This is a genomic window from Membranihabitans marinus, from assembly GCF_019802045.1.
Classification (GTDB): Bacteria; Bacteroidota; Bacteroidia; order Chitinophagales; family Saprospiraceae; genus Membranihabitans; species Membranihabitans marinus_A.
This window is the reverse complement of sequence record NZ_JAHVHU010000009.1, coordinates 23684-48634: the sequence shown is the minus strand read 5'-3', so window position 1 is coordinate 48634 and position 24951 is coordinate 23684. Positions and strand designations below refer to the sequence as shown.

Annotated in this window: 17 protein-coding genes; 7 read left to right on the top strand and 10 right to left on the bottom strand. The window is 45.1% G+C overall.

Translation table 11 applies throughout. The annotated features are described in order from the left end of the window. Positions 1-9: 9 nt before the first annotated feature. The 4 genes from KUV50_RS10185 to KUV50_RS10170 all read left to right on the top strand — a co-directional run bounded on the left by KUV50_RS10185 (position 10) and on the right by KUV50_RS10170 (position 3318). On the top strand, positions 10-573 hold the full coding sequence (locus KUV50_RS10185; protein WP_222580041.1) for an AraC family ligand binding domain-containing protein: 564 nt from the start codon (positions 10-12) through the stop codon (positions 571-573). 15 nt (positions 574-588) lie between these two features. Continuing rightward, positions 589-927, top strand: coding sequence for a helix-turn-helix domain-containing protein (locus KUV50_RS10180; RefSeq protein WP_222580040.1), 339 nt, complete (start codon positions 589-591; stop codon positions 925-927). A gap of 183 nt (positions 928-1110) precedes the next feature. Continuing rightward, on the top strand, positions 1111-2421 hold the full coding sequence (locus KUV50_RS10175) for an NfeD family protein (protein WP_222580039.1): 1311 nt from the start codon (positions 1111-1113) through the stop codon (positions 2419-2421). 99 nt (positions 2422-2520) lie between these two features. Continuing rightward, a complete protein-coding gene (locus tag KUV50_RS10170; RefSeq protein ID WP_222580038.1) occupies positions 2521-3318 on the top strand; it encodes a slipin family protein in 798 nt (265 codons plus the stop codon). 359 nt (positions 3319-3677) lie between these two features. Here the strand turns inward: KUV50_RS10170 and KUV50_RS10165 are convergent, their stop codons facing one another. The 5 genes from KUV50_RS10165 to KUV50_RS10145 form a co-directional block, all read right to left on the bottom strand. After that, the gene (locus tag KUV50_RS10165; protein WP_222580037.1) at positions 3678-4691 is read right to left on the bottom strand and encodes a Gfo/Idh/MocA family protein; all 1014 of its coding nucleotides are present in this window, start codon (positions 4689-4691) and stop codon (positions 3678-3680) included. Continuing rightward, positions 4688-5974, bottom strand: coding sequence for a DegT/DnrJ/EryC1/StrS family aminotransferase (locus tag KUV50_RS10160; protein ID WP_222580036.1), 1287 nt, complete (start codon positions 5972-5974; stop codon positions 4688-4690). Before KUV50_RS10160 ends, KUV50_RS10165 begins: the two co-directional genes overlap by 4 nt. Before the next feature lie 53 nt (positions 5975-6027). Further along, positions 6028-8610 carry a glycosyl hydrolase 2 galactose-binding domain-containing protein gene (locus tag KUV50_RS10155; protein ID WP_222580035.1) on the bottom strand — a complete coding sequence of 861 codons (2583 nt, stop codon included), beginning with the start codon at positions 8608-8610 and terminating at the stop codon, positions 6028-6030. Further along, a complete protein-coding gene (locus KUV50_RS10150; protein ID WP_222580034.1) occupies positions 8607-8858 on the bottom strand; it encodes a hypothetical protein in 252 nt (83 codons plus the stop codon). The genes KUV50_RS10155 and KUV50_RS10150 overlap by 4 nt, the downstream gene beginning before the upstream one ends. A 403-nt stretch (positions 8859-9261) precedes the next feature. Then, positions 9262-10770 (bottom strand): sodium:solute symporter family transporter, encoded by a 1509-nt coding sequence (locus KUV50_RS10145; RefSeq protein ID WP_222580033.1) that lies wholly within the window; start codon positions 10768-10770, stop codon positions 9262-9264. A gap of 664 nt (positions 10771-11434) precedes the next feature. Between KUV50_RS10145 and KUV50_RS10140 the strand changes: the two genes are divergently transcribed. Beyond that, complete coding sequence (locus KUV50_RS10140; RefSeq protein WP_222580032.1) at positions 11435-13144, top strand: DEAD/DEAH box helicase; 1710 nt, start codon at positions 11435-11437, stop codon at positions 13142-13144. 746 nt (positions 13145-13890) lie between these two features. Here the strand turns inward: KUV50_RS10140 and KUV50_RS10135 are convergent. From KUV50_RS10135 to KUV50_RS10120, 4 genes are all read right to left on the bottom strand, one after another. Beyond that, the gene (locus tag KUV50_RS10135; protein WP_222580031.1) at positions 13891-16341 is read right to left on the bottom strand and encodes a hypothetical protein; all 2451 of its coding nucleotides are present in this window, start codon (positions 16339-16341) and stop codon (positions 13891-13893) included. A 142-nt stretch (positions 16342-16483) separates the two neighbouring features. Continuing rightward, positions 16484-17365: an endonuclease/exonuclease/phosphatase family protein gene (locus KUV50_RS10130; RefSeq protein WP_222580030.1), complete on the bottom strand. Its 882-nt coding sequence runs from the start codon at positions 17363-17365 to the stop codon at positions 16484-16486. A gap of 166 nt (positions 17366-17531) precedes the next feature. Continuing rightward, positions 17532-17732 (bottom strand): hypothetical protein, encoded by a 201-nt coding sequence (locus KUV50_RS10125; RefSeq protein ID WP_222580029.1) that lies wholly within the window; start codon positions 17730-17732, stop codon positions 17532-17534. Between the two features lie 112 nt (positions 17733-17844). Beyond that, the gene (locus tag KUV50_RS10120; RefSeq protein ID WP_222580028.1) at positions 17845-20067 is read right to left on the bottom strand and encodes an SMP-30/gluconolactonase/LRE family protein; all 2223 of its coding nucleotides are present in this window, start codon (positions 20065-20067) and stop codon (positions 17845-17847) included. Between the two features lie 442 nt (positions 20068-20509). On the opposite strand from KUV50_RS10120, the gene KUV50_RS10115 reads away from it, so the two are divergent. Further along, entirely contained in the window at positions 20510-21601 is a 1092-nt protein-coding gene (locus tag KUV50_RS10115; protein WP_222580027.1) for an amidohydrolase family protein, read from the top strand. Between the two features lie 76 nt (positions 21602-21677). Then, a complete protein-coding gene (locus KUV50_RS10110) occupies positions 21678-22253 on the top strand; it encodes a DUF4256 domain-containing protein (protein ID WP_222580026.1) in 576 nt (191 codons plus the stop codon). 97 nt (positions 22254-22350) lie between these two features. Here the strand turns inward: KUV50_RS10110 and KUV50_RS10105 are convergent, their stop codons facing one another. Next, positions 22351-24906 carry a phosphocholine-specific phospholipase C gene (locus KUV50_RS10105; RefSeq protein ID WP_222580025.1) on the bottom strand — a complete coding sequence of 852 codons (2556 nt, stop codon included), beginning with the start codon at positions 24904-24906 and terminating at the stop codon, positions 22351-22353. Between the last annotated feature and the right edge of the window lie 45 nt (positions 24907-24951).

Here is a 24951-nt window from a genome sequence, read left to right as displayed (position 1 = left end):
TTGATAGAAATGGAAGTGCAATTAGATTTTCGATCGACATCAGACCGGAAGATATATGATCTGAGAGATACGGGAATTTCGAGTATTATGCTATTGGGTCACTATACTTACCAAAGAGCAGGGCAGGTTTTAAAACAACATCAGCACAACAACATGTTTGAGATTTGTTACCTGGAAACTGGCAAACAAATTTATGAAATAGAATCCAAGGAATATCTTTTAAAAGGCGGGGACCTTCTTTTAACAAAACCCAATCAAATTCACGGCACCAGCAATTACCCTGAATCAATCGGGAGCCTCTACTGGATAATCTTGAAAGCCCCGGACGAAAATCAATCGTTGTTAGGATTTAAAAAAAGCTGGAGTGAATCCTTGTATTCGGAACTGCTTAATGCCCCTCATGTTCATTTTCCCGGAAATCAACGTATCCGTCAACGGTTCAGAACTCTTGAAAGCCAATGCAGATCCAGGGACCGACCTTTGATCAATCTTCATATCTTCAATAGTATTGTAAGTATTTTACTAGAAGTTATCGAATTGTCCAAATCTGACAATAGCGTTGATCTTCCATGAGACATCTCAAGAGTAGTGACATACATTAATGAAAATATTTGGGAACAGTTGACCATCGAAGAACTAAGTGAGATCACAGATTTATCTCAATCCAGGTTCAAACACAAGTTTAAAGAACATATTGGTCGGAGCCCCATCGATTACATTAACAGCCTCAAGATAGAAAAGGCTAAAGAAATAATTCCTAAAACAGACTCCATGAAAGACGTTGGGTATAAGTTAAGCTATTCCTCTCCTGCCTATTTTTCCCATGTATTTAAAAAATACACCAGAATGACTCCTTTGGAATTCAAAAATCGATTTGCGGATTTATCTTCCCAGATTGCTAATAGCAACCAGACAGAATCCTTCTAAGGATGAGAAACCAAATTAACCACAGCATTATATATGGAATACAAATGCCATTTTATGCATTCTGGTCTCAAACTCAAGAACTAATCCTTTCATCTGTTTGTTGTTCCTGTTAATGCCTTACATATATGCATATCCTACTTCGTATGAATAATTACTGACACCATGTAGAATCAACAAATCGCGATGAAACACCTCTTTATATTTCTTTTTTCAGTCACACTGGTTCTATGCAGCTTTGCGCAACCGGACTCTGCTTTCTCCCAAAACAAAGAGGTCACTCTGATCAATGTCAACGGTGCCATTTCACCGACGACCACGAATTATATCAAGCGGGGTATTACAAAAGCGCGGGAATCAGGTTCTGTTGCCCTGATCATCGAAATGGATACCCCGGGAGGTCTCCTGGAATCGACCAAGAATATCGTCCAGGCTATTTTGGATTCCGATGACCTACCCATTGTCGTTTATATAGCCCCTGAGGGTGCTTCAGCGGCAAGTGCAGGTACTTTTATTACCATGGCTGCACACATTGCGGCGATGGCACCCGCCACCAATATCGGTGCGGCCTCTCCGGTACAGATGGGTCCGTCTGGCTCTTCCCAACCGGACACCGTGATGCAAAAAAAGATATTTAACTACACAGAAAGTTATATCGAATCCATCGCAAACCGTCGGGGACGCAATGCAGATTGGGCGATTTCAGCAGTCCGCGATGGCAAGTCTATTACAGCAGATAAAGCAGTGGAGCTTAATGTAGTGGATATGATCGCTTCAAGTCGCCAAGACTTACTGGAAAAAATAAACGGTAAAACAGTAGCTGGTAAAACCCTTGAAACCCGGTCCGCAGAAATAGTGATCTTAAAACCCAATCTCATGGAAAGCTTGCTGGGGTTTGCCATGCGGCCTGAAGTGATGTTGATCCTCACCATGGTAGCCATCTACGGCATTATTGGCGAAATAACTAATCCAGGTGCCATTATTCCCGGTGTGTCGGGTGTAATCGCGCTTATCCTGTTACTGTTTGCATCTGCCGCCATGCCGATCAATATGGCCGGATTTTTGTTAATCGGATTAGCCATTGCGCTGTTTATAGCGGAAGCTTTTACCCCTACTTTTGGCCTATTAATCGCCGGTGGTGCTGTTTCATTTTTCCTGGGAGCCCTTATGCTTTTCCAAGATCTACCCGAGCCAATGTCCATCTCGTTGGGTTGGTTGATTCCAGCCACCGTGTTAACCGCACTATTTTTTATTTGGGTGGCCGCCGAAGGGATCCGCGCCCAGTTTCGCGAAAGCAAAACCGGTAAAGAAGCGATGATTGGGAAAAAAGCAGAAGTAGTAGACCGGATCGACCAGACCGGTGGTCGTGTTCTCCTTTTTGGAGAGTACTGGAATGCCGTTAGTGAAGATACGCTGGAAGTGGGAATGAAATGTGAAGTTATCAGCATTCACAACCTTCAATTGACCGTAAAAAAAATAAATCCAGAAACCACCTAAAACCAAGTAAAAGGCTGGATGAGCCATCCCTGCACAGTGGATCTGAAAAAGTTGCCTTTTTTGTTTATTTTGTAACCTAATAATCTAAATATGAATCCTATGGAAAATTTGGTCAATCAACTCAGTTGGGTGATTCCTGTTATCGTCATTGCCTTTATGATGCTCATTCAAATGTTTAAAATACTTCGTGAGTATGAACGTGCAGTGGTCTTTCGATTGGGTAAATACATGAGCACAAAAGGACCGGGGCTGATTTTCCTGATTCCGTTCATTGATAAAATACAACGGGTAGATCTGCGGGTCCTGACCATCAACGTCGACAAACAGGAAGTAATCACCAAAGACAACGTGACAGTGAATGTGGATGCCATCACCTTCTTCCGGGTGGTCGATGCCGAACGTGCTGTGATACAGGTCGAAAAATACATCCACGCCACCTCCATGCTCGCCCAAACTACGCTCCGAAGTATCGTAGGCCAGGTAGAATTGGACGAACTATTGGCAGAACGTGAAAAGGTTAACAAACAGATTCAGGAAATCATCGATCGCCATACAGATCCCTGGGGAATCAAAGTTGTGTCTGTGGAAGTCCGGGATGTTGTCCTGCCTGAAAACATGAAACGCGCCATGGCCCGGCAAGCTGAGACCGAACGGGATCGACGGGCAAAGGTCATCAATGCGGAAGGGGAGTTTCAGGCTGCCGAACGACTGGTTGATGCAGCGCATATGATCGAAAAAGCACCAGCAGCCCTACAGCTCCGTTTCCTTCAAACCATGAATGAAGTGGCCGATGAGAGCTCTACCTTTGTTTTCATGCCCATTCCCATGGATTTTCTGGAAGCTTTTAAAGCTATAAAAGATAGCGGCGTGCCCATAATAAAAACAGATGATGAGTAATACCATTTGTATTTGATAATGCCGCATAAGATTTTGCAAATATTCAAAGATTGTCGAGGAAAGAAACGCCGGTATAGCTGGAGTTACACCGGGTATTTTTGACAAAGAGCATCGAAGATGATTTCGGAATATATGCGGCAATTATGAATTCAAATGGTATAAGAAGAAGACCAGCGAACCAATTCGTTGCAAGAAGATTAAATATGCAAATACTTCTCGCTAAGGCTTCACGACACAAAGGATAATCGCTCTTAGTTCAGAAAAGATTTGTTCAGCTGTTTTTGCAACGTGGTAAATGGAAGCTTACAATGAGTGCATCGAATAGGAAGCGACCCCCAGACATCGACCATCTTCTCAGGTTATCTTCCAATTTTCACTGCCTCGCCGCTTTTTGAAGATTCATAGGCGGCATCCACTATCTGCAGAACCACCATTCCTTCTTTGATCCCGGGAACCGGCGTGCTTCGAGTACGGATGCAGTCGACAAAATGAGCCATCTGATTCGTATAGATCACCTGGTCGCAGTGTTCGGTCCGTTCAGGCAGTTCCGGAGTAATTGTCTCTGAGGATTCTTCGCCCTTCGTCAATTTCAGAAACGTAGGAAATAGGCTGGCGTAGCCTTTGGTGCCATACAGTCCGGTACTGGCTTCCGGTCCATCCATGTGAGGGTGCCACCAGCCGCTCTCGATGATACTTTCTGTTCCATTGTCCCAGGTAATCATCAGTATGCCTGTATCGTCCACATCATAATCGCCAAAGTGGGTCGCTATGCGGGCATATACCTTCACCGGCAAGGGATCTCCCAGGAGATACCTGACCGTATCGATCGCATGAACCCCCATGTCGGCCAAAGCACCCCCACCAGCAAGTTCTTGCTTCGTAAACCACCCGGAAGGCCCCCAGTTTTCATGGATCCCATACCCTTTGGTTTTAAAGATTTTACCCAGACGACCTGACTCAATGCTCTGCTTAACACAATCTGTATCGGCATCAAACCGCCACATATGACCGACCATAACCAGGTTTCCGGTTTGAACAGCGATATCCTGTATTTGCTGGCCTTCTAGTGCATCCATCGCCATGGGTTTCTCCAGAAAAACATCCTTGCCGCTTTGGAGAAATTCAATGGCATAGGGCGCATGAAATGCATTGGGTGTACTAATGATGACCGCATCAATCCGATCATCAGCGACTACTTCTGCGATGGAATCGTACGCATGTGGGATGTCGTACTTTTGCGCAAACTTTTTTGCATTCGCGAGTTGTCCGGAAACCACACTGGTCATTTCCACTCCATCCAGGGTTTGTAAACCCCGCGCATGATAATCCGCTATGTAGCCGGCACCGATTAATGCTATTCGTAGGGTTTTCATGCTGTCATCAATTCATCGGCGTGTTCATACACTTTCCTTATTGCCTCGGCTATCCCATCCATGTCTTGCTCAGACCCCAACAGGACCTTATGATGCAAACACACGGATTCTTCCCGGTAAATTCGTTCGCACACCGGCAGTGAAAAGCGCTTCGGATCAATAGCGGCCCAATATTCTTCGTTCAGCTTGTGGCGGGATGGCTTGGTATGGGGTACATACAACGAACAATTATTCAAAGGTTCATAGCACGCATCAACGACGATCCCCAATTCAGCCTCCAAAGCACTTCGAAATCGATCCACAGACAATCCTTTAAATTCCTCTTGGTGGTAACGAAAAGCAAAATTAAAATACGCTTTTTTAGTTTCCCGTTCATCTCGTCTCAAGGGCGTAATACCAGGAATATCCTTTAATAACGCATTAAGGTAGGCGCCGTTCGCATCGCGCGTGGCGTTTTGTCCGGGCATCCTCTTCAAACCTTCAATAAGTATAGCTGCCTGAAATTCGGTGATTCTGTAATTACCGGATTGTATGAAATTACCATCGTCTCCATAGGTTCCAATGCCTTTGTCCGCCCCGATCAGTGAATCGCCTTCCGGTCTTCGCCCACAATTGCGAAGTGCATCCAGCCGCTCTGCCAGGTCGACGTTATTGGTCGTCACCACACCCCCTTCACCTGCTGTAAGATGCTTGGACAACTGAAAACTAAAACTCCCGACATCACCGATACTTCCAGCTTTTTTACCCTTCCATTCTCCTCCGTGTTTGTGCGCACAATCTTCAATAACGAATAGATCGTGTTCATGAGCGATTTCCATAATGGCATCCATGTCAGCAAACCCGCCGTACAAATGGACAGGAACAATAGCTTTCGTTTTCGGGGTAATCGCTTTCCGTACTGCTTCCGGATCGATGCACCAGGTATCTTCCATCACATCAACCAACACCGGAATCGCATTGACGTCGATCACAGTAGCTGCTGTCGCCTGCCAGGTCAGTCCGGGAATGATCACTTCATCACCGAGACCTATGCCGAGTGCTTCCAAAGCGATCTGTAAGGTTACCGTACCATTCACGGCACAAATAGCATGACGGACGCCCGTGAATTCCGCAAAGCGTTTATTGAATTCGGTTTCCTTCGGGCCATTATAGGACCACACACCACTATGCAACACCTCCAGCAAAGCTTTTTCTTCTTCCGGACCCCAAATCGGCCATTGTGGCCAAGGATTCGTCTTTACATCCCGGGTAGACTTACCACCCGTTAATGCCAAATTTTTCATAAACTAAATATTTATCCGGAGTGGTATCACTCCATCATTTTAAAAATATTCATTCACATGCTCTTCATATTCCAGCCCTCCACCTGAAGTTCGGGTTGGCCATCGGATTCAAATCCAGCCTGTAGAGTTCGCTTTTCCCCGGGCAGAAGACTGACGAAGTTATCATTCCAAAAAACGGGGAGAATCAGTTCGTTCGTTTGTTGATCTATCAATTTAAGATTGATCATAAAAGCGATGGTATTCCCCGTGTTTTCCAGGTGGACCACAATTTCACGCCCTGACTTGGCATCGCTAACCTCATAAGACACCGCGACCGTGGTAGACTTGAGTTCATTGAGTTGCCGCAAGTCCGCATACTGCTTGCTGGGTGTGTGGTAGGCAAAATCACCAAGATCAGCCTCATAATCAAGAATTTCCTCTTTGGTAGACAACCAATAAAAATTGGTACTTATTGGGACTTCATTGGCGTCATACAGCCGCAAATCCAAAAACCAGGTCGTTGACATATCCTTTAATTTCTCGATTTGAAAAAGAGAGACCGATGAATCCGGTTCGGCATCAAAGGTGATTATTTCTTCGAAAATAACTTTCGAATGAATGTCATAGCCCCGGATGTGCGCTTTCAAGCCATTCACAGGCTGTTGGTAATCATTCACCCCATAGACCTGTTGATTCCCATAGTTGTAGATTAGTTGAAGTGGTTCACACGCTTTGAGCGTTGCATAAAATGCGCCATTGGGATTGAGGTAGTAGTCATACAACTGCCAATACATTTTTGGCCAGGCCCCATTCAACATCCACTGAATCACACCGGTTGCCTTCTTTTTATTTACCTGAAAAGCTTCGAACATCGGCCGCATCAGCTCATAATTCATGGCCTGCGCTTTTCGATCAAATTCTGTTATATCTTTCGGCGTCCCATAGCGCTCATTGATGGCGGTGATAAATCGATTGATGGTCGAAAATTCATAGCGACCGCAGTGGTAATCCCAGACTTCGTTGACCGGCCACAGCTGATCCTCCGGGATAAATTTCCTCAAACTCTCCAACTGGGGCACTTGAGCACCTGGTCCGGTTTCCGTATTAAATCCATAGGCACCCCCGAATTGGGTGTCCGTATACCAATATCCGGGTGCGGTATACGCGTAAGGACCCAGCATTTTCACACCGGAAGAGCCACTAATTTCACTGATAACATCTTCCGGGCCGATCACATGCTGGTCGCTACCTACCCCTCCGGTGGAGTTCAGATAGGGCCGATCGGGATCATATTCTGCAAAAGTATCGATGTATTTTTGTTCCAGTTCAGTGATCGGCACTTTGTCACTCGCTACTGTCCACACAAATATACTGGGGTGATTTCGCAACCAAAGCAACTGATCCTCCCAGGCCTGAGCCACATGTTCGATGTCATCGGGTTTGTAAACTGCTCCATAACGTTCATTCACGGGTATGCCCATATGAATCTCATGCTCCCAGTGGCAGCTCCATCCCGCCATCAAAAGAATCCCATACTCATCACATAGATCATAAAGCTTTTTATCGGTTCCCCAAAATCCTTCCAGACGGATGCAGTTCATATTCATGTGCTTGACATATCTGACCTGGGCTTCAATTTTTTCATGGCTGTCCATGAGCAATAAGTCATCCGTCCAACCCGCTCCTTTGATCAGTACTTTCACGCCATTAACCATGTATCCTCTGTGGGTATCTTCCAGCCAGTAATCCTTTATCTCACGGATCCCGAACCGCGTTCTCGATTCACTGGAAACTACTCCATTCACTTCGAATCGCATGTCCAGATCGTACAAATGTGGTTCGCCCAACTGATAGGGCCACCATAGTTTTGGATTGGATAATATTAATGGATCATAATCTTCCGGAGTAAAAACAACCTTTACCTTGCTTCCGCCCGGTGACAGAGTGACGGGTTGTTGAAACACAGCATCACCTATTTTACCTTTTAATACACCCTCGATCGCTTGATCCGCATCATTGGATAATTCTGCTGAAACGGTCAGCTTGGCCGACACAGGATCATTAAAATCAATCCGGGAACGAACGAATGGATTTTCGACACGCACACCCCGATGAAGACGCAGTATAACAGGTCTGAAAACTCCCATATTGCCATCGGGCGGAGCCGGATTCCAATCCACAAAACCGGTACTAAAATCACCGGGCACAGGTGGGATAACTTCTATGGCCAGGATATTTTCGCCTTTGCGTATGGCCGTAGTCACATCGACCGATGTCCGTTTATATGCTCCATCAATGAGCCCGCTATCCGCTATCAGATTCCCATTTAACCAGACATTGGCCTTATAATTAATACCGTCAAAATACAGCATCCCATAGAGACCAGAAAGATCTTCTTCAATGGAAAAAGTAGTTGTATACCACCATGGAACCTTGAATTGATCGGTCGGAATAGCTTTTAGATTTTCTCCAAAGTACGGGTCCTTGTAGACGTCATTTTCAACCAAAGCACCTAAAACAGTGGCGGGCACACTGGTTGCATATCCGTTCTGAGAAAAGGAAGCATCTGTTGAAAGCACCTGACCGGAATGCGCAGTGCTTTCGGAAGAAAACACTTTCCAGCCGTCTGACAATACCACATTGAACAATTTACTCATGTTTGATTTAGCCTGTTTTCTTTATTTTTGAGATCATATTTCTTAATCAGTCTTCGGGCATTCCACATCATCCCCCCGCCAATACATACAATGACGCCGCCTGCAATTATGTTGGTCATCTTCTGTGTAAATGTTTCTGATAGTGATACCGAGAACACCACGATAAATCCGAAAAGAAGCATGAAAAATCCAAGTGCGTTATTGATCTGGCAGGTCTTTAATTTTCCCTGTTTTTCGATTGCATTCATTGCTTATTAGTTATTAGGTTAGTAGTTAGTGAGTTATCTGTATGGCCACCGCGTATTTTTTGATAACTCGGCTCTCCGCACGCGGATTAGATGGCTAAATCACCCGTCATTATCCTGCTGAAACGAATCAAGCTGTTGTAAATATGAGCATTCCATTCTAAGCGCATCGTATGTGTAGTTGGTTTTTTAAAAGATATAGTATATAAAAAAGAGGATAGATAAAGAACATATCGCCCACAATTTCAGATTGTTGTACCAATGCCGATCCTCTTTTTTCACGCCAACATAAATATAATCGGTGGGAATGAGTAGAACCAGCCCCCCGATGAGGACATATAGCCCTAAAAATATGTATCGGGCCGTTTCCTGTGATATTCCTGAAAGCCAGTCAAAGTTTAGCATACTATATTTCTTTAGATGTACTCAATATTTTCGGATCATATACCAGTCCTTTCAAGTGTTCTTTGGTATGGGGTCTTGTCATCAAACTGACCACGACATTCACCACAAAACCAACCAAAAACGACCACCAGGAGATGAAAAGGAATGGATCTTCGATATGGAAAAACTGCCCTTTGAAAATGTGCATTAGGATTGCCGAACCGATACCTATAACCAACGCGGAGAGTCCACCCAGCGGAGTTGATTTTTTCCAAAAGATACCCAGTAACAAGATCGCAAACAAAGGACCCTGAAAAAACGACATAAACGTTTGGATCGCCACATAAATTCCGGGGAATCCTGAACTGATCGGTGCGGTCGCTACGCCAATAAGCAGCAGTACCAACGTGGTTAGTTTTCCGACTTTTAAATAATGGTCATCATCCCCGTCTTTTTTGATAAAAGGTTCATAAATATCCTTGGTAAACAGGGTTGCTGTGGAGTTGAGCAATGAATCCACACTGGACATCAACCCGGCAAAAAATGCAGCAAACATCAGTCCCACTAGACCGGGGGGTAGAATCGTCTTGATCATCATCGGCAACGCCTGATCCCCGTCAGCCAACCCCGGATGAACCACGATGGCCATTAAACCAGGAAATAGAACTAGAACAGGAATGGCCATTTTCAACGCCGAGGCCAGAATCATACTGGCTTTGGCATGCCATTCATTTTTTGCGGTCAAACACCGCTGCACGATCGATTGATTACCGATCATATAGGCATTGGACATAACAAAGGTCAGACCAAAAAGAATGCCGGTCCAGGGAAAGGGGGACTTGGTATCCGATGGCTGGATGATGTGAAAATGCTCCCGATATTCCGGCCCCATATTGTAGACCTTATCCACCAGATTGTCCCAGCCACCGACCGCATCGAGACTGAGATAAACGAGTGCTGCACCACCTACAAACATGATCACCATCTGCACCACATCGGTCATGATCACCGCTGTGATCCCCCCGAAATAGGTATAAAGCCCCACGACACCTGCTGTGATCAGGATGGAGGACCATATCGTCCATCCCAGCAAGACATTTAACAACACCGCACTGGACCAGAAAAGCACTCCCAGATCCAAAGCAAAAAACAAGATCCACGTCAGTGATGCGATCGTCCGGACAGATAGATTGTACCGCTTGCCCAGATATTCCGGGATGGTGTACATTCCACCGCGCCAAAAATAGGGAATGAAAATAAAGGCCGCCAGGAGCATGGCAGGTACCGAGCCTACCCAGTCAAAGTTCCCGACTGACACACCGTATCGGTACGCCTGACCGGAAACACCGACAAAATCCAGCGCACCGATGTCAGAAACTACAATGGACATTCCGATCGCCCAGAACGGAAGGCTTCGTCCTCCCAGGAAATAATCTTCAGAACTATCCACAAACCGCTTGAAATAAAGTCCGAGCAACAACATCCCAATGATGTAAGCAATCACAACAAAATAATCGACTCCTGTGAGCATGGCGTTTTATTTTAATTTCAACCGGCTCGAAATTCAAATTTGAACCGGGGTTAAAACTACATCGTCACCTCCCCATGGCATTATTCTGCATTAGCGTACATCACCGTATTCTGCTGGGGTTGATCAGACTTACTTTTACAAACCATCTAAAAAGCACGGTTCATTGCATGAATGAATCAAATAAATTTTCAAAATCAAATGTGAAATAACCGCATCGAAAAACAGTGCTTATAATAGCAGTTCGTCCGTTAAATTAAGGACAATACCGATATGCTCCAAATTGCAAATTAGATTTTCAGTCAAAACGTAAAGATCAACACAATATCGGGCTAAATACTATAAAAAGAATGCAGATTCCTTCCCTCGATGATGACTGTCGGGACCCGCAGAATTGGTCGGATATGCCACATCCATTCCCCACCAAACAGATCGACCACGCTTCGAGACAACCATTAATTTTTCATTATTTTATGAAATAAAACGAAACTCCTGCCGCGAACTAAAAAGTAAACATTACTTTTGTGCCCTGAAAAAAAATCGATGTCTGAATACATCGGTTTTTTGAATGATCCTCAGGGTGAGGAGTGTTATAGTGAAGCTGTCCGTTTTTTATATGTCCAGTAACTTCCCATTAGCACGCATATAAAAAACATAATTTAATACCATGACAGCATTCAAAGCACTCGGCTTAGAAGAGTACCTTCTAAAAGCCATTGCCGATATGGGGTTTGAAACCCCTTCGGAAGTACAAAAAAAAGCCATTCCCATTTTATTGAACCGTGGAACCGACATGGTTTCTCTGGCACAGACCGGAACGGGCAAAACCGCAGCATTTGGTTTCCCAATGTTGCAAAAAATAGACCCCAACAATCGAACCACACAAGGGCTTATTCTTTCGCCTACCCGTGAGCTCTGCTTGCAAATCACCAATGAAATGGAGGCGTATGGCAAATATATGCCGGGTTTGAATGTGACCGCTATTTATGGTGGGGCAAGCATTACCGAACAAGCACGTCAGATCAAAAAAGGCGCCCAAATCATCGTTGCGACACCGGGTCGTATGAAAGACATGATTGGCCGTGGACTGATTGATATTTCAAAAATTGAATATTGTGTACTGGATGAGGCTGATGAAATGCTCAATATGGGTTTTTACGAAGACATCAGTGAAATCCTTTCTCATTCACCCAAGGCCAAAAGTACCTGGCTTTTTAGCGCAACGATGCCAAAGCAGGTGTCGACCATCGCGAAAAACTTCATGAATTCTCCCGTAGAAATTACTGTGGGCACCAAGAATGTGGGGTCGGACCAGGTATCACACGAATACTATGTAGTCAATGCCAGAGATCGATACAATGCCTTAAAGCGCCTCGCTGATGCCAACCCGGATATCTTTTCTGTCATTTTCTGCCGAACCAAAAGAGACACGCAAAAAGTAGCCGAAAAACTGATTGAAGACGGTTACAATGCCGGCGCAATACATGGAGACCTGAGTCAAAACCAACGGGACCTGGTCATGAAATCCTTTCGCAACCGACAGATTCAAATGCTGGTAGCCACCGATGTAGCGGCACGCGGGATCGATGTAGACGATATTACCCATGTCATTAATTACCAACTCCCGGACGAAACTGAAATATATACGCACCGAAGTGGTCGGACGGGTCGGGCCGGAAAAACAGGTGTTTCCATGGTGATCGTTTCTAAAAGTGAAGTCCGGAAGATCAAGGCCATTGAAAAGAGAATCCAAAAGAAATTTGTAGCCAAGGAAATTCCGTCGGGTATAGAAATTTGTGAGGTCCAGATGTTTAACCTGGCCAATAACATCAAGAATTCTGAAATTAATCCGGAAATAGACGCTTATCTTCCCGTCATCAACGAGGTACTGTCTGATTTTTCAAAAGAAGAGTTGATCCAGAAAGTATTTTCGGTAGAATTTACCCGCTTTTTGAACTACTATAAAGACAGTAAAGACCTGAATGCATCAGCAGATCAGGGTGGTTCCGGCGGGAACGAAGACAGCACCCGGTACTTCATCAATGTGGGTGCCCGGGACGATTTTGATTGGATGAGCCTAAAAGACTTCCTCCGCGATTTATTGAATCTGGGCAAAGAAGAGGTGTATCGCGTGGATGTAAAAGATAGCTTTTCCTTTTTCAATACGGATACCGTGCACCAGGATATGGTCATGAATGCCTTTAATGGGTTCAAGCTGGAAGGCCGGAATATCAACATCGAAATCTCTAAAGATACGGGTCGGAAAAATCGGGGTGGCGGCCGGAATAAAAGAAAAGGGAAACGTGGCGCAGGCAATGAACGAAAGGGCCAGTTCAAAAAACGAAAATCGAAAGGAAAAGGCCGCAAGAAAAAGTAAATCATTAGCTCGCAAAATTCATGGCTTTTGATTTTACCCACCTGGCGTTGTTTCGCGTTTTATACCATTTGAATTTGATAATGCCGTATAAGATTTTGTAAATATTCAAAGATTGTCGAGGAAAAAAACAGAGGTCTAGCTGGAGTTACACCGAGTATTTTTGACGAAGAGCATCATAGAATATTTCGGAATATATGCGACAATGATGAATTCAAATGGTATTTATCGCAGTTAGGCAGGTGCACATGTGAGTGAATATAGTCTCGACGGGCCCAGAGATGTTTAACGGGCAGTATATCTTACACTTATTTCCATCCGATAAGAATTGCTCCTAATACTACAAAACAACTACGATGGTCATTCTTAACTTCCAAAGTCAGAAAATGACATTGGTCGCCAAAATAATTCATACATTTTTAGATGAGATGAGAAAAACTCAACCCATCTCGAGCGACTAAAGTCAGCTTGCCCCGTATGGAATTTGGGGTCGATACAAGGGTTGTAGTGGTTGTTTCCAAGCTTAAGGGTTCCTTGTGTTTGGGGAAAAGGAATTTTTTTACACAAAAGTGTATTATTTATTTAGGATGTAAAATCGTTGGCTGGCCCGAGACCAGAGGTCCTCAATCGTCCTTTGTTGAAGGCAGGGTGAGCTCCCGCGAACAGCGCTTAGGATGTTTTGGAATTCAAGCAATTGACCCACTGCATGTGATGCATCACAACAGATGTACGTAGTGAATAAAGCGGGTTCAGTTATTTCTTCCAGCTGTAGCCTCTTCCTTGATCAGCCACACCTCCGACACCTGGGCCCCGCGTTCTCCCTCACCGCAGGTCCATTTGAACACCACCTGACCATCGGCTACAGCATCCATTGGAACTTCGAACTCATAGATGGGTTGGATGCCCGTCTGAATGAAATCATGAACCAAAAGGTCATCAGCCAACATTTTCATTCGCGACCTAAAACGACCGGTGTATGCAACACGGATGGTGTAACCACTTTTTGGATCAAGATTATCGTACTCTATTTCAAGTGGTTGATCATAAAGGGCAGTAACCTGGTTCATCCATGCCACTGGCGAAGCTGATCCCTCAAAACCTTTTGCCGTCACTTCATGAACCCATTCCTGGTTTTTTAAACCCACTCCAAAGCTAACACGCGGCGATAAAAGAGAGCCTGGATCCTGTGCCCAGCTCACATTTGATCTAACCCTTGCCCAGCTGCGGGGCGACCCAAAATTGTCATAATAACCACCCGGGCCGGGATTTGTACGCTGGAGCATCTCCTCAATCTGTGCTCTCCGGTCAGATTCGGATTGGAGTTTCTCGATGACAGATATCCGATCGAGCAGCCACATGGCATCATTCAAAGGCAAATCAATATTGTCGATAAAATTCCCACGACCAGCGGCTGCATGATGCTTTTCGACGGTTAATTGAGCACCGATGCTATTGAAAAGCGAATCGGCCAGTGCCAAACAGCGCTTCTTCCATTCCGGCATTACAGGATTCTTCCATGCGCTTGTCAATACCTCCCTGGCTTCATTTAAGGCATGGAGCGAACCCTGGGTTTGGTCTCCTGCTAAAACAGCGCGTGCTTTGTGTTCCAGTTCAGTTTCATATATCAGCCGGCGATAAGTGTACGCATCAAAATATGCTCTGATCAAACCCATTTGAAACCGATAATTATCCTTTACGAAAAGTGGTGCTTTCCTTGCTATATCCTGCCATTGCTGAAGCGTCCGCAGTACACCATCATTTACCATCAAAGGCCCCATAATATTCTCTTCAAGTGCCAACATTCCACTTGCAATTTCATGGGTCAGATCCGGACTGATAAAATAGCGGGCGTATTCACGCAGTGTTTCCATGACAGGAGTTTCGGGGTTCCAGTCCTGATCACTCCATACCATTTTATTCACATCGTCATTGGTTCCCTCTGAATAACTAATACTCCCTTGGGCCAAATGGTCAAACGCATTGTGAATCGCTTTCTCATCGACAGGACGTGGATTGATGCATTCACGTCCCAAAGTAATCGCATACGCCAAATCCCATTTTGGAATCGGATACTGACTGCTCAAGCTGTGTGTAATATCCGGATATCGGCGGATAGGTATGCCGGGATTAATCTTTTCTCTGATTTCTTCAATGGGCGTTTTAATCCAGGGGCCAAATACCACGCCACCAAACCAATCATATTCTTGATTGACATGCGCATAAAAAGCATCAAACCATTTTTGAGTGGGTCGAAACACCTGTGGAGAAACCCATATTTTAGCTTCAGGGTGAAATTGATGGAGTACTTTTGCTTCCTTTTTGAGAAATTCGAATAGGACGTCGGGTTCCAGATCACCCGGATCACCACCAGGCACAAAAAGATGGTCGAGCCGGGGTAAGGCCTTAAAAACAGAAGAACGTTCTTCCAGTTCACGAGCCACAGAATCGGGATGTGTGTAATCCGACCCTAAGTTTGGGTACCACATCCACACATCCATGCCATATGAGTCGCATATTCTGGATTGTTCTACCATCATTTGGCTCGCCGGTAACTTCATATGTATATTGGTAAAGTCGTCGTCGGTCCGTGGTGGCATAATCTCAATGCTGTTGGCACCAAAAACGGCGAGATCCCGGATGTATTGATCAAACTGGTTTACCGTCCATGCATCGTACGAATTGGTCTTCGGCCGGTAGCCCAGTTGATGACCACGAATAGGGTAGGCAGGAGACGACGAAATATTAAAATCCTGCGGAATCAATAGCTGGTTCGTCCTCATTTCCATCGTTCGCAGCAGCTTGCCCACACCGTATAGAACACCACGTTTATCGGCGCCGATCACCGCCACCGTTTTGTTTGTTTTGCTGACAGCGATTTTGTACCCTTCCTTGTAAACCGGTGGCATTTTTGAAGTCATCGACCGAACGTCCTGGGGTAGTGCCTCCATATCACTTTCCAATCCGATAAAAATGGAGGGCTGATCGGATGTGGACCATTTATTATAAATGATCAATTCAATACCTGTTCGCTTTTCTACTTCTTCTTTTAATACCACAATTGATTTTGACACCAATCCGTCATCCTGCTCTATAGCGATGATTCGTGCATGACGCAGGTCCATCATTTGCGTGAATGCGTTTGACGAAAACAGAGACAAAAGGAAAAGTATAAGAACCCCATTCACTCTAGTTTTTTTCATAAATTGATCATTTTCACATGATTAAACAATTTCATATACGCTGACATCCTCCGACCAGGTAGACCTATGCCCACCGCCCGCCTTTTTGTTTTGATTGATACCGTTTCGAAATTCCTTCGATAAAATAGCAATATCAGAGGAGTCAAAAACGAATCTGGGCCATGATGGGATTGTGATCCGAAATAAAGACCTCGCCACGCTGCTCTGATATATTCAAATATTGACTTACCCGGGCTTTTGTTGTGGTAAATATGAAATCAATTCGCTCTCTTTTATCGAAGGGTACGCTTCCAAAGCCATGAAAAGTCCCTGCGGGTCCATAGCTGTTTTTTGCATAGCGTACTGCATCGTAAAACACCTTCTTCTTTTCAGTCTCGTCCGTCAGATTAAGATAAGCCTGTGTTTTGGGATTGGAATTAAAATCACCCATCACAACAGCTGGCAACTCTTCTGCAATCTCATGAACTCTTTCTACCATCAAATCCGCGCTTTTATTCCGGGCAATTTCCCGGTTGTCAAAGTGTGTATTGAAAATAAAAAATGTTTTGTCCGTAGTCTTATCCCGGAATTTACCCCAGGTCACGATCCGATAGGTTGCCGCGCCCCAGCTGATCGATGGCTTGGTGGGAGTTTCTGACAGCCAAAAGGTCGCACTTTGAAGCAGTTCATACTGTGCCTGATTATAAAACACCGGGCTATATTCTCCTTCGGTCTTAGCATCATTGCGGCCAACTCCTATGTAACCATACTCCGGAAGCATCTCCTGAAGTTCGATCAGCTGATCATGCAACACCTCCTGCATCCCAATGATACCCGGACGATAATAATGAAACATATCCCGAACCCAGTCTTTTCGATTTGGCCAACCATTTATTCCGTCCTTTATGCTGGCATTGGAATTTCGGACATTAAAGGACATGGCACCAAGTTCGAGCGCCTGTGCATTTTTTGTGTTTTGCGCCTTCGCGTCCATGTGGAAAACACTTGTTGAGATGAAAACTAAGATAAAAATCAGCTTATTCATTTCATTATTGGTTTTATGAAATATTTACAGTGGTCCCTGGCTTCCCTCAAAAATTATCCCATGAAGAACTTTTCAGTCCCAACTTTTCTTCCAGATCGGTTTCCGTCATAGTTTCTGCCGATCGGATACTTTTCATTGGGCGTCACCGCCTGCTCCATGAAGTCTTCTATTTTTCTGACCACCCCGGGGGAGCATTCGCCAAATCATCCTCTTCTCCAATATCTTTGCTCACATCATCCAGTTCTAAATCTCCTTTTACTCTCATTCGGATCCCTTTCCATTTTCCCATTATACTCGTACTAAAAAAGTCAAGAACTTGTTTCCCGACAATCGTTGAAGCGCATTCCTGTGACTGACCAGTACTCATTCAAAAAATAAGGCGGAAGAGGCTCGCAAAGTAAGGTATAACTCACTTGCGACACCTCTGACCAACCTTCAGGATCTCCGGATGCAGGTGTTTGCCGGTTAAGTTGACATGGTTATTTTTCACTTGTCGGCGCACCAATCACATCCAGGTATCTTCCAATCCAATAAGGCAGCAACCAGATATCTCCGGCACCATATTCTCTCCATCCCTTACCATCCCGATCTAGCGTAAACCGATTGGCATTGTGTTGGCGAATGGGAAGTTCATCCGGCGGCAGGACCTCTTTGATGGTTTGGCCTCTAAAATTCTCAGGTAAGTGTTCAATATCCTTGCGATGACTGTTTTCCACAGACCAGGTAATCAGGTCCAATGGATATTCCTGCAAAAACCAGATGGCTTCCTCAAAATCATAATTATCATCCCCTACCAGCGCTGTCATGATGTTCCACAGCCCTTCCTTCTCCGGCCGCTCCGCTTCCCAATGATCAATGATGGCCTCTTTGTACTTGGCTTTCAACTCTTCATTGAATGCATACCGGTACAACCCCCAGTACCCCAAATAGTACATTTCATCGTCCGAATGATTCCAGGTGCTGGAAAGCATTTTACTATAGTCATCATCATCTTCCGCGGCCTGACCGATCTCATCCATGGGACGCATCAGGTTTTCCAGATACCCATGATCATTCATCAGCTCGAAAGCCTTTTCCTTGTAGATTTCTTTTTTTGTGAAATAATAGGCCGACTGCAACATTGCTATGATGTTGGAGCTGTTGAGTTTTCGGTCTCCGATGTAGGTTGCAAAGTTGTTGACATACTCTGGATTCCAGCGTCCCCAGGTGGTTGGTTTACCATCAAAGTCGATCAGATAAAAATCATTGTCGACGATGTGCTGCATCAATCCATCGAGCAATTCAATAGCTTTGGTCCGGATCGGCTCCACATCGACTAACTCAGCAATGACTGCAAAAACAAACGCATGCCCAATGGCTTCGTCACTGCTGGTCGTGGACTTCCAGTCCCACTCAGGATCTTCGGTCGGCCGCCAGGGTTTACTGTCTTTATTATATCCCGCTCTTTGGAAAGAGCGCGATGGAAATCCGGAATTCATGGGGTTGATGGTATAAAGTCGTTCCATGGCAGCCAGGGATTCTCGAATATTACCCAAGGCATCTTCAGAGTTTGTGACCGCATATCGAAATGTTTCGCCACCAAGGTACATCGCCGTCCACAGACCGTCATTATCCGAATTCTGGAGGGTTCCCGTGGTGACATCACCATCTTGCAAGCCATCCAACCGGGCGTTAAAACCTGTCCGAATATGTCGTTCACGGACTTGGTGATCATAAAAGTCAGCCTTCTCTGCTAAGGTCATCTCTTTAAAATAAATCCTTCCTACACCAGCATCCGTTAAAACCAATACGGAGTTTTCAGGACCTGGCGCAATATCGATGATCTGATCAGATGGCACCCACCGCTTGGAGGCATAGTAATTAAAGCCACCATCTGCTCTTAGTAGCATCGCACCGCGAGGTGAACCGAACCAAAGCCGACCGTCGATATACCGAATAGTAGTCAACTCGGTCCAGGGCATTTTACGCTGAACTGATCCTGTTTTCTTTTTTGTTCTGGAATTAATTTCAAAATAGCCGTTATCTGTACCGACGACCAGTTTGCCCGGAGCGACCTCTATACATGTCACATTGGAGTTTTCCAGAACTTTGGTGATTTTATTCTGCCCCGGTGAAAAAGTACTGATCGATGATTTACCCAAAATCCAAAACAGTTGAGCATCCGCATCGTATTTGATATCCCGCACTTCGTCGTCCGACAGGTTTCCGTCCCACAAACTTTTGGAATCTTTGAGGAAGCGGAGTTTTTTACCATTGGAAATCAAAAATGCGAAATCTTTACCTCCTGCAAATAGATGGGCATCAGGCATTTGGTGTCGCGAATACAATTTCCCTGCCCAGGCATTGCTGAATACGGCTTCATCATCGATGTACACCAATTCATTTTGATAAGTACCGAGCGATGCTATATTTTTATCCGAAGTCGGCCGGTAATGCACATCGGTCACTAACGTGCCCGGGAAAAGAAACTGACCGGCTCTGGGGCGCAACAGCCCGGCTGATGAGAAGACCTGAATATAACCATTTCGGTCAGCAGCAACCTGAATTAAGTCTGTGTTCGCATCCTCCTTCAGGTACCTGATGCTGTAATCCTGAACAAATGGTTCGTCCGGAATAGTTTGAGCTTTGGGTAGATTGGAAGTTTGTGCGCAGGCGGAGATGGCCAGTGCCATAAAGAAGAATAAAAACAATTGATTTTTCATTTTGAGTTTACCTTTGGTTTATATGTGCCAAATTAACAACAGCAACTGCAATTATCCAGTCCATTTGTTAGCTATTTTTGATACAATATTATCTTTTGGGTGAAGAGGGGCAGGGGTCCAAACTTTAAATACCTAAAGTTAGTTATGACCGCCCGCAGATTATGCAGATGAACGCAGCTATGAACCACGCCGATTGCATGGTCAGAAAGCATGGGACGCCAAGTCATCCACGCCTTGGTGTGGATTAGCAATACCAGGGAAAAATTAAGCTATAGCTTTTTAATTTGGTGCAAAAGTGTACGGAATCGCAAATTAGGTAATATCTCACCGCGTCCGACGAAGCTTTGAAAGCATAGGAGGAAGATCTGTTAAATCTACCTCTCACTAAGAAAAAGTCTGTAATTTTAAGTTCTGATGAATTCCCAGCCAAAAAACAACAGATATGCATAGAATACTACTTATTTTGTTTTGGACCATCCTCGGCCTAAACAATGTCCTCACCCAGAATATGGACTTCGAAGATTACGATCCGCCCTCCACGCTGGTGGTTCCTGGTGAGGAGATTCACCAGGCCAAATACCCATTTATCGACGTACACAATCATCAGTTTGGCATGCCGGACATGGACCTGAGCAAGCTGGTAAAGGACATGGACGATCTCAATATGAAGGTCATGGTTAATCTCTCCGGGCGGGGTCGCGGGTCAGCAGAGCACCTCAAGGGCGCACTGGAGAATGTGAATCAACATTATCCCAACCGGTTTATTGTATTTACCAATATTGATTTCAACAACGTCGACGAACCGGGCTGGACCGAAAATGCCGTGGCTCAGCTAGAGAACGATGTACGTCTCGGAGCCAAAGGCCTCAAAGTGTACAAAAGCCTAGGCATGCACAACACGGACAGCGAGGGGAACCGGGTTCGGATCGACGACCCGCGGATCGGTCCCGTCTGGGAAAAATGTGGCGAACTGGGTATTCCGGTCTTGATTCATTCCGCCGACCCCAAACCATTCTGGTCCCCGCACGATAATCAAAACGAGCGGTGGCTGGAACTAAAGTTGCGATCCCGGCGCAAACGAAGCGACACCGATCCGGCCCCCTGGCAGACCATCATCGATGAACAGCACAATGTGTTTCGAAAACACAAAAACACGACCTTCATCAACGCCCACCTGGGGTGGTACGCCAATGATCTGGCTACCCTGGGCGAATTACTCGACGAAATGCCCAATGTCTATACCGAGATCGGTGCGGTGATCGCCGAGCTGGGCAGACAACCCCGGTTTGCGAAAAAGTTTTTGACCAAATACCAAGATCGGGTCCTGTTTGGGAAAGACGCCTGGAATCCGGAAGAATACTACACCTACTTTCGGGTCTTGGAATCGGCTGACGAATACTTTCCGTATTACAAACGTTATCACGCGTTTTGGAAAATGTATGGCCTGGACCTGGATGATGAAGTACTGAAAAAAATCTATTATAAAAATGCATTGAACGTGATTCCTGGGATCGATAAGACCTTGTTCGAATAAAAACAAATGAATCACTTTTTCTGCAAAAAATTATTTTCTAATTTACCAGTCCATAGAAATTAAAAGACACATCGCCATGGCAGGAATTAGCAAAAAAGAATTAACCCCAGACCAAACCGATAAATTACTACAATCTTTAAAAGCACGGTTTGAATCTAACCGACACCGACATAAAGCTATTCAATGGGAAGATATTGAGAAGAAACTAAATTCGGCAGAATCAGTACAAAAACTTTGGTCGCTTCACCAAATGGAAGAAACCGGAGGAGAACCGGATGTGGTCGGATATGATAAAGAGAAAGACGAATTCCTCTATTTTGATTGTGCCCCGGAAAGTCCCCAAGGTCGACGCAGCCTGTGCTACGACCAAAATGCACTGGAATCCCGAAAAAAATTCAAACCTGAAAGCTCAGCTATGGAAAGGGCAGCGGAGATGGGCATTGAAGTCGTCACGGAGGATCAATACCGGGATTATCAAAATGTCGGTCCTTTTGATACTAAAACATCAAGTTGGGTCAAGACTCCCAATGAGATCCGGGAATTGGGCGGAGCCATCTTTGGGGACTATCGGTTTGGCCGGGTTTTTATATACCACAATGGCGCCGAGTCCTATTACAAGTCCCGGGGATTTCGCGGTGTGTTGCGGGTATAATACCAATCCAAGCTCTTATACTTCAGGCTTTCCAGCAACTACAGGTGGAAAATTCTCAATCTGCCATGTCTAGCCATCACCTGATTTCCAGAAATTTTTAGTTCGTTCCACCCATCTGAGGGTCGGTCCTGCCATCCTGCCCGGTTTCCACGCGGCCTGCATAATGATAACAGAGGTTCCCCGGGTTTTTAACTGCCACCTTAAGATCGTACCATCGATGGCTTTCACTCAGGTCAACCACAGTAGTTTGCTTCCCAGGCGCTATGGTCAATTCAACAGGTGGTTTGCCATATGCCAAATCGGTTAATGTAACCTTTTGATTCATCCTGGTGGGGTTATTAAAATGAATTTCCAGATTCCCCGTTAACCTGGAAGGGTTCCGGGTATCCTGTTCATAATCACACCGTATATCCAAAGCCGGATCGTCCCCGGCCCCCTGAAATTCCCTGTAGAACCCATTGGGCCCATATACCCGAAGATGATACCCCGGATCCTGAAAGTAGTCCAGAGGAAACGAATCGTCCAAATGATCGCCAGGTGCCACAGCGTAATTCCAGGATCTGGATTTTTCATATTCCTCAGAATGAGCCTTTCTATATGTCCCGGGCGCATAGACGAGATAGGGGACTCCTCTGGTTTTCTCACCAAATACGTAATTACGAGCTTCCATATCCAAATGAAACACCCCATCGGACCGATTTAGATGGCCATCCACTATCATGTGGTAGTTTAGAGCATTGCTGTTTTTGATTCCAGGTTCCTGCTGGGGCATAAACGGGGATTGGCCTGGAAATTCGTTAATCTGTTTTTGTTCTGATGGGGACAGTGCCTTAAATCCTTTTGGAAGCGCTCTAAATTGAGCCTGGTGGATGGATGCAACAAATTCGTCCCGTTCCACAGGGGGCGGGAATGTTATATTATCTCCGCGGTAAGGTCTGAAAGCCGAGGACAAATCACCACAGACCAACCGACGCCAGGAGCTAATATTATCTTCTCTCAAAGATCCCTTTGCTTTTTTAGCCATCACCCTTTCGATCAACTGAAGTGTAGAGGTGTGATCCAATACGTCAGAATTGACATAGCCCCCTCGGCTCCATGGGGAAACCACCACCATGGGCACCCGAAACCCAAGTCCGACCGGGCCCCATCGGGCTCCGGAAGGGTTATTACTATGACGATCCAGTTCATCTTCCGGACGGGCAAATTCCTGCCAGGTATCCATATTATGACTCACCTGGCCTGTTTCCGGATTTCCTGTCTCCGGTGGAACAAAGGGTGGAATATGGTCAAAGTAACCGTCATTCTCATCATACGTAACGACGAATATCGTTTTTTTCCATACTTCCGGATCTTCGGTCAGGATATTCATTACCTCAGAAATATACCACGCGCCATACCAGGGGACACTCGGATGATCGGAAAACTGCTGTGGAGCAACCACCCACGAAACGGCAGGTAAATCTCCATTTTTTACTTCTTTTCTGAATTGATGAAGAACGTCTCCTTTGGGTACTTTCATTTGACGTTCAACACCATCATCTGAATAGTTCAGTGTCTCCAGCTCATGATAATGTGGGTCATCTATATTACTACAGAAAGCTTTGTTATGAATGTTTTTTTCAAACTCTGATAATTCTTCAAATACTTGCCGGCCCCATTTTTCTGTATTGTCCCGAGCAGACTGCAGATGACTTCTTAACTCCTCCAGTTCTTTTTTCAGCGCCGCATAATCCTCACTATGTTCGTCCAATTTTTTCAAGTTATTTTCAGCCACAACAATCCGTTCCGGCATTTTTTCAATGACTTCCGTCAGGTAATTCTGAAACCCGGTAGCATATCGAACACCATATTGTTCAAACCATTCCAGATTGTTATTGGTGAAATTAGCGAGCCAGGATTCTTCTTCCCATTCAAAACCACAGGGCATACTTATTTCATTTTGGTAGACGCTCCAAGAAACACCATTTTCTTCCAGTCGCTCCGGAAAGGTTTTCCAACGAGCCCATCGATAGTAAGTCACATCTCCGTTGTGAACATTGGCCTTGGATTGACGATACTTCGGATCACGCATCGAGCCGGTCCAGAGATAATGCCTGTTTGCAACCGTGCCAGTCAGTGAAGAACAAAAATGGTGGTCACAGACGGTAAATGCATCGGCTAGGGCGTAATAGAAAGGAAGATCTTCCCGATCATAAAAACCCATGGTAAGTGGCATATCCCGATAATCCTGGTGCCAGGACTTTTTTGCTTCCAGCCATCCATCATACTTACCACCATTTCGGGCGTCGACCATATCTTCCCAACTGTGAGGCAACGAGGACATCCAGGTTGCTTTGGAGTTTTTTATATCAAAACGAAACGGTGCATAGGTCTCTCCTTTTCGATTAGTTTGTAACCAGACTTTATTCTTATTGGGTAAGTGGATGGCCCGGGGATCATTGAACCCACGCACCCCTTTGAGTTTACCAAAAGCATGGTCAAAAGATCGGTTCTCCTGCATAAGTATCACAATATGTTCAGCATCCATATAGGTACTATCCTGGATGGGGTCGATGGCTAAAGCGCGTTGGATAGCCGATGGAAAAACACCTGCAAAAGCAGTGGATCCGGACAGCATCGCTGCTTGCTTGATAAAATTTCTTCTTGAAGTCATATTGATAAATTTTAAATGGGACTCTTTATGCTGTTGAAATAAAAC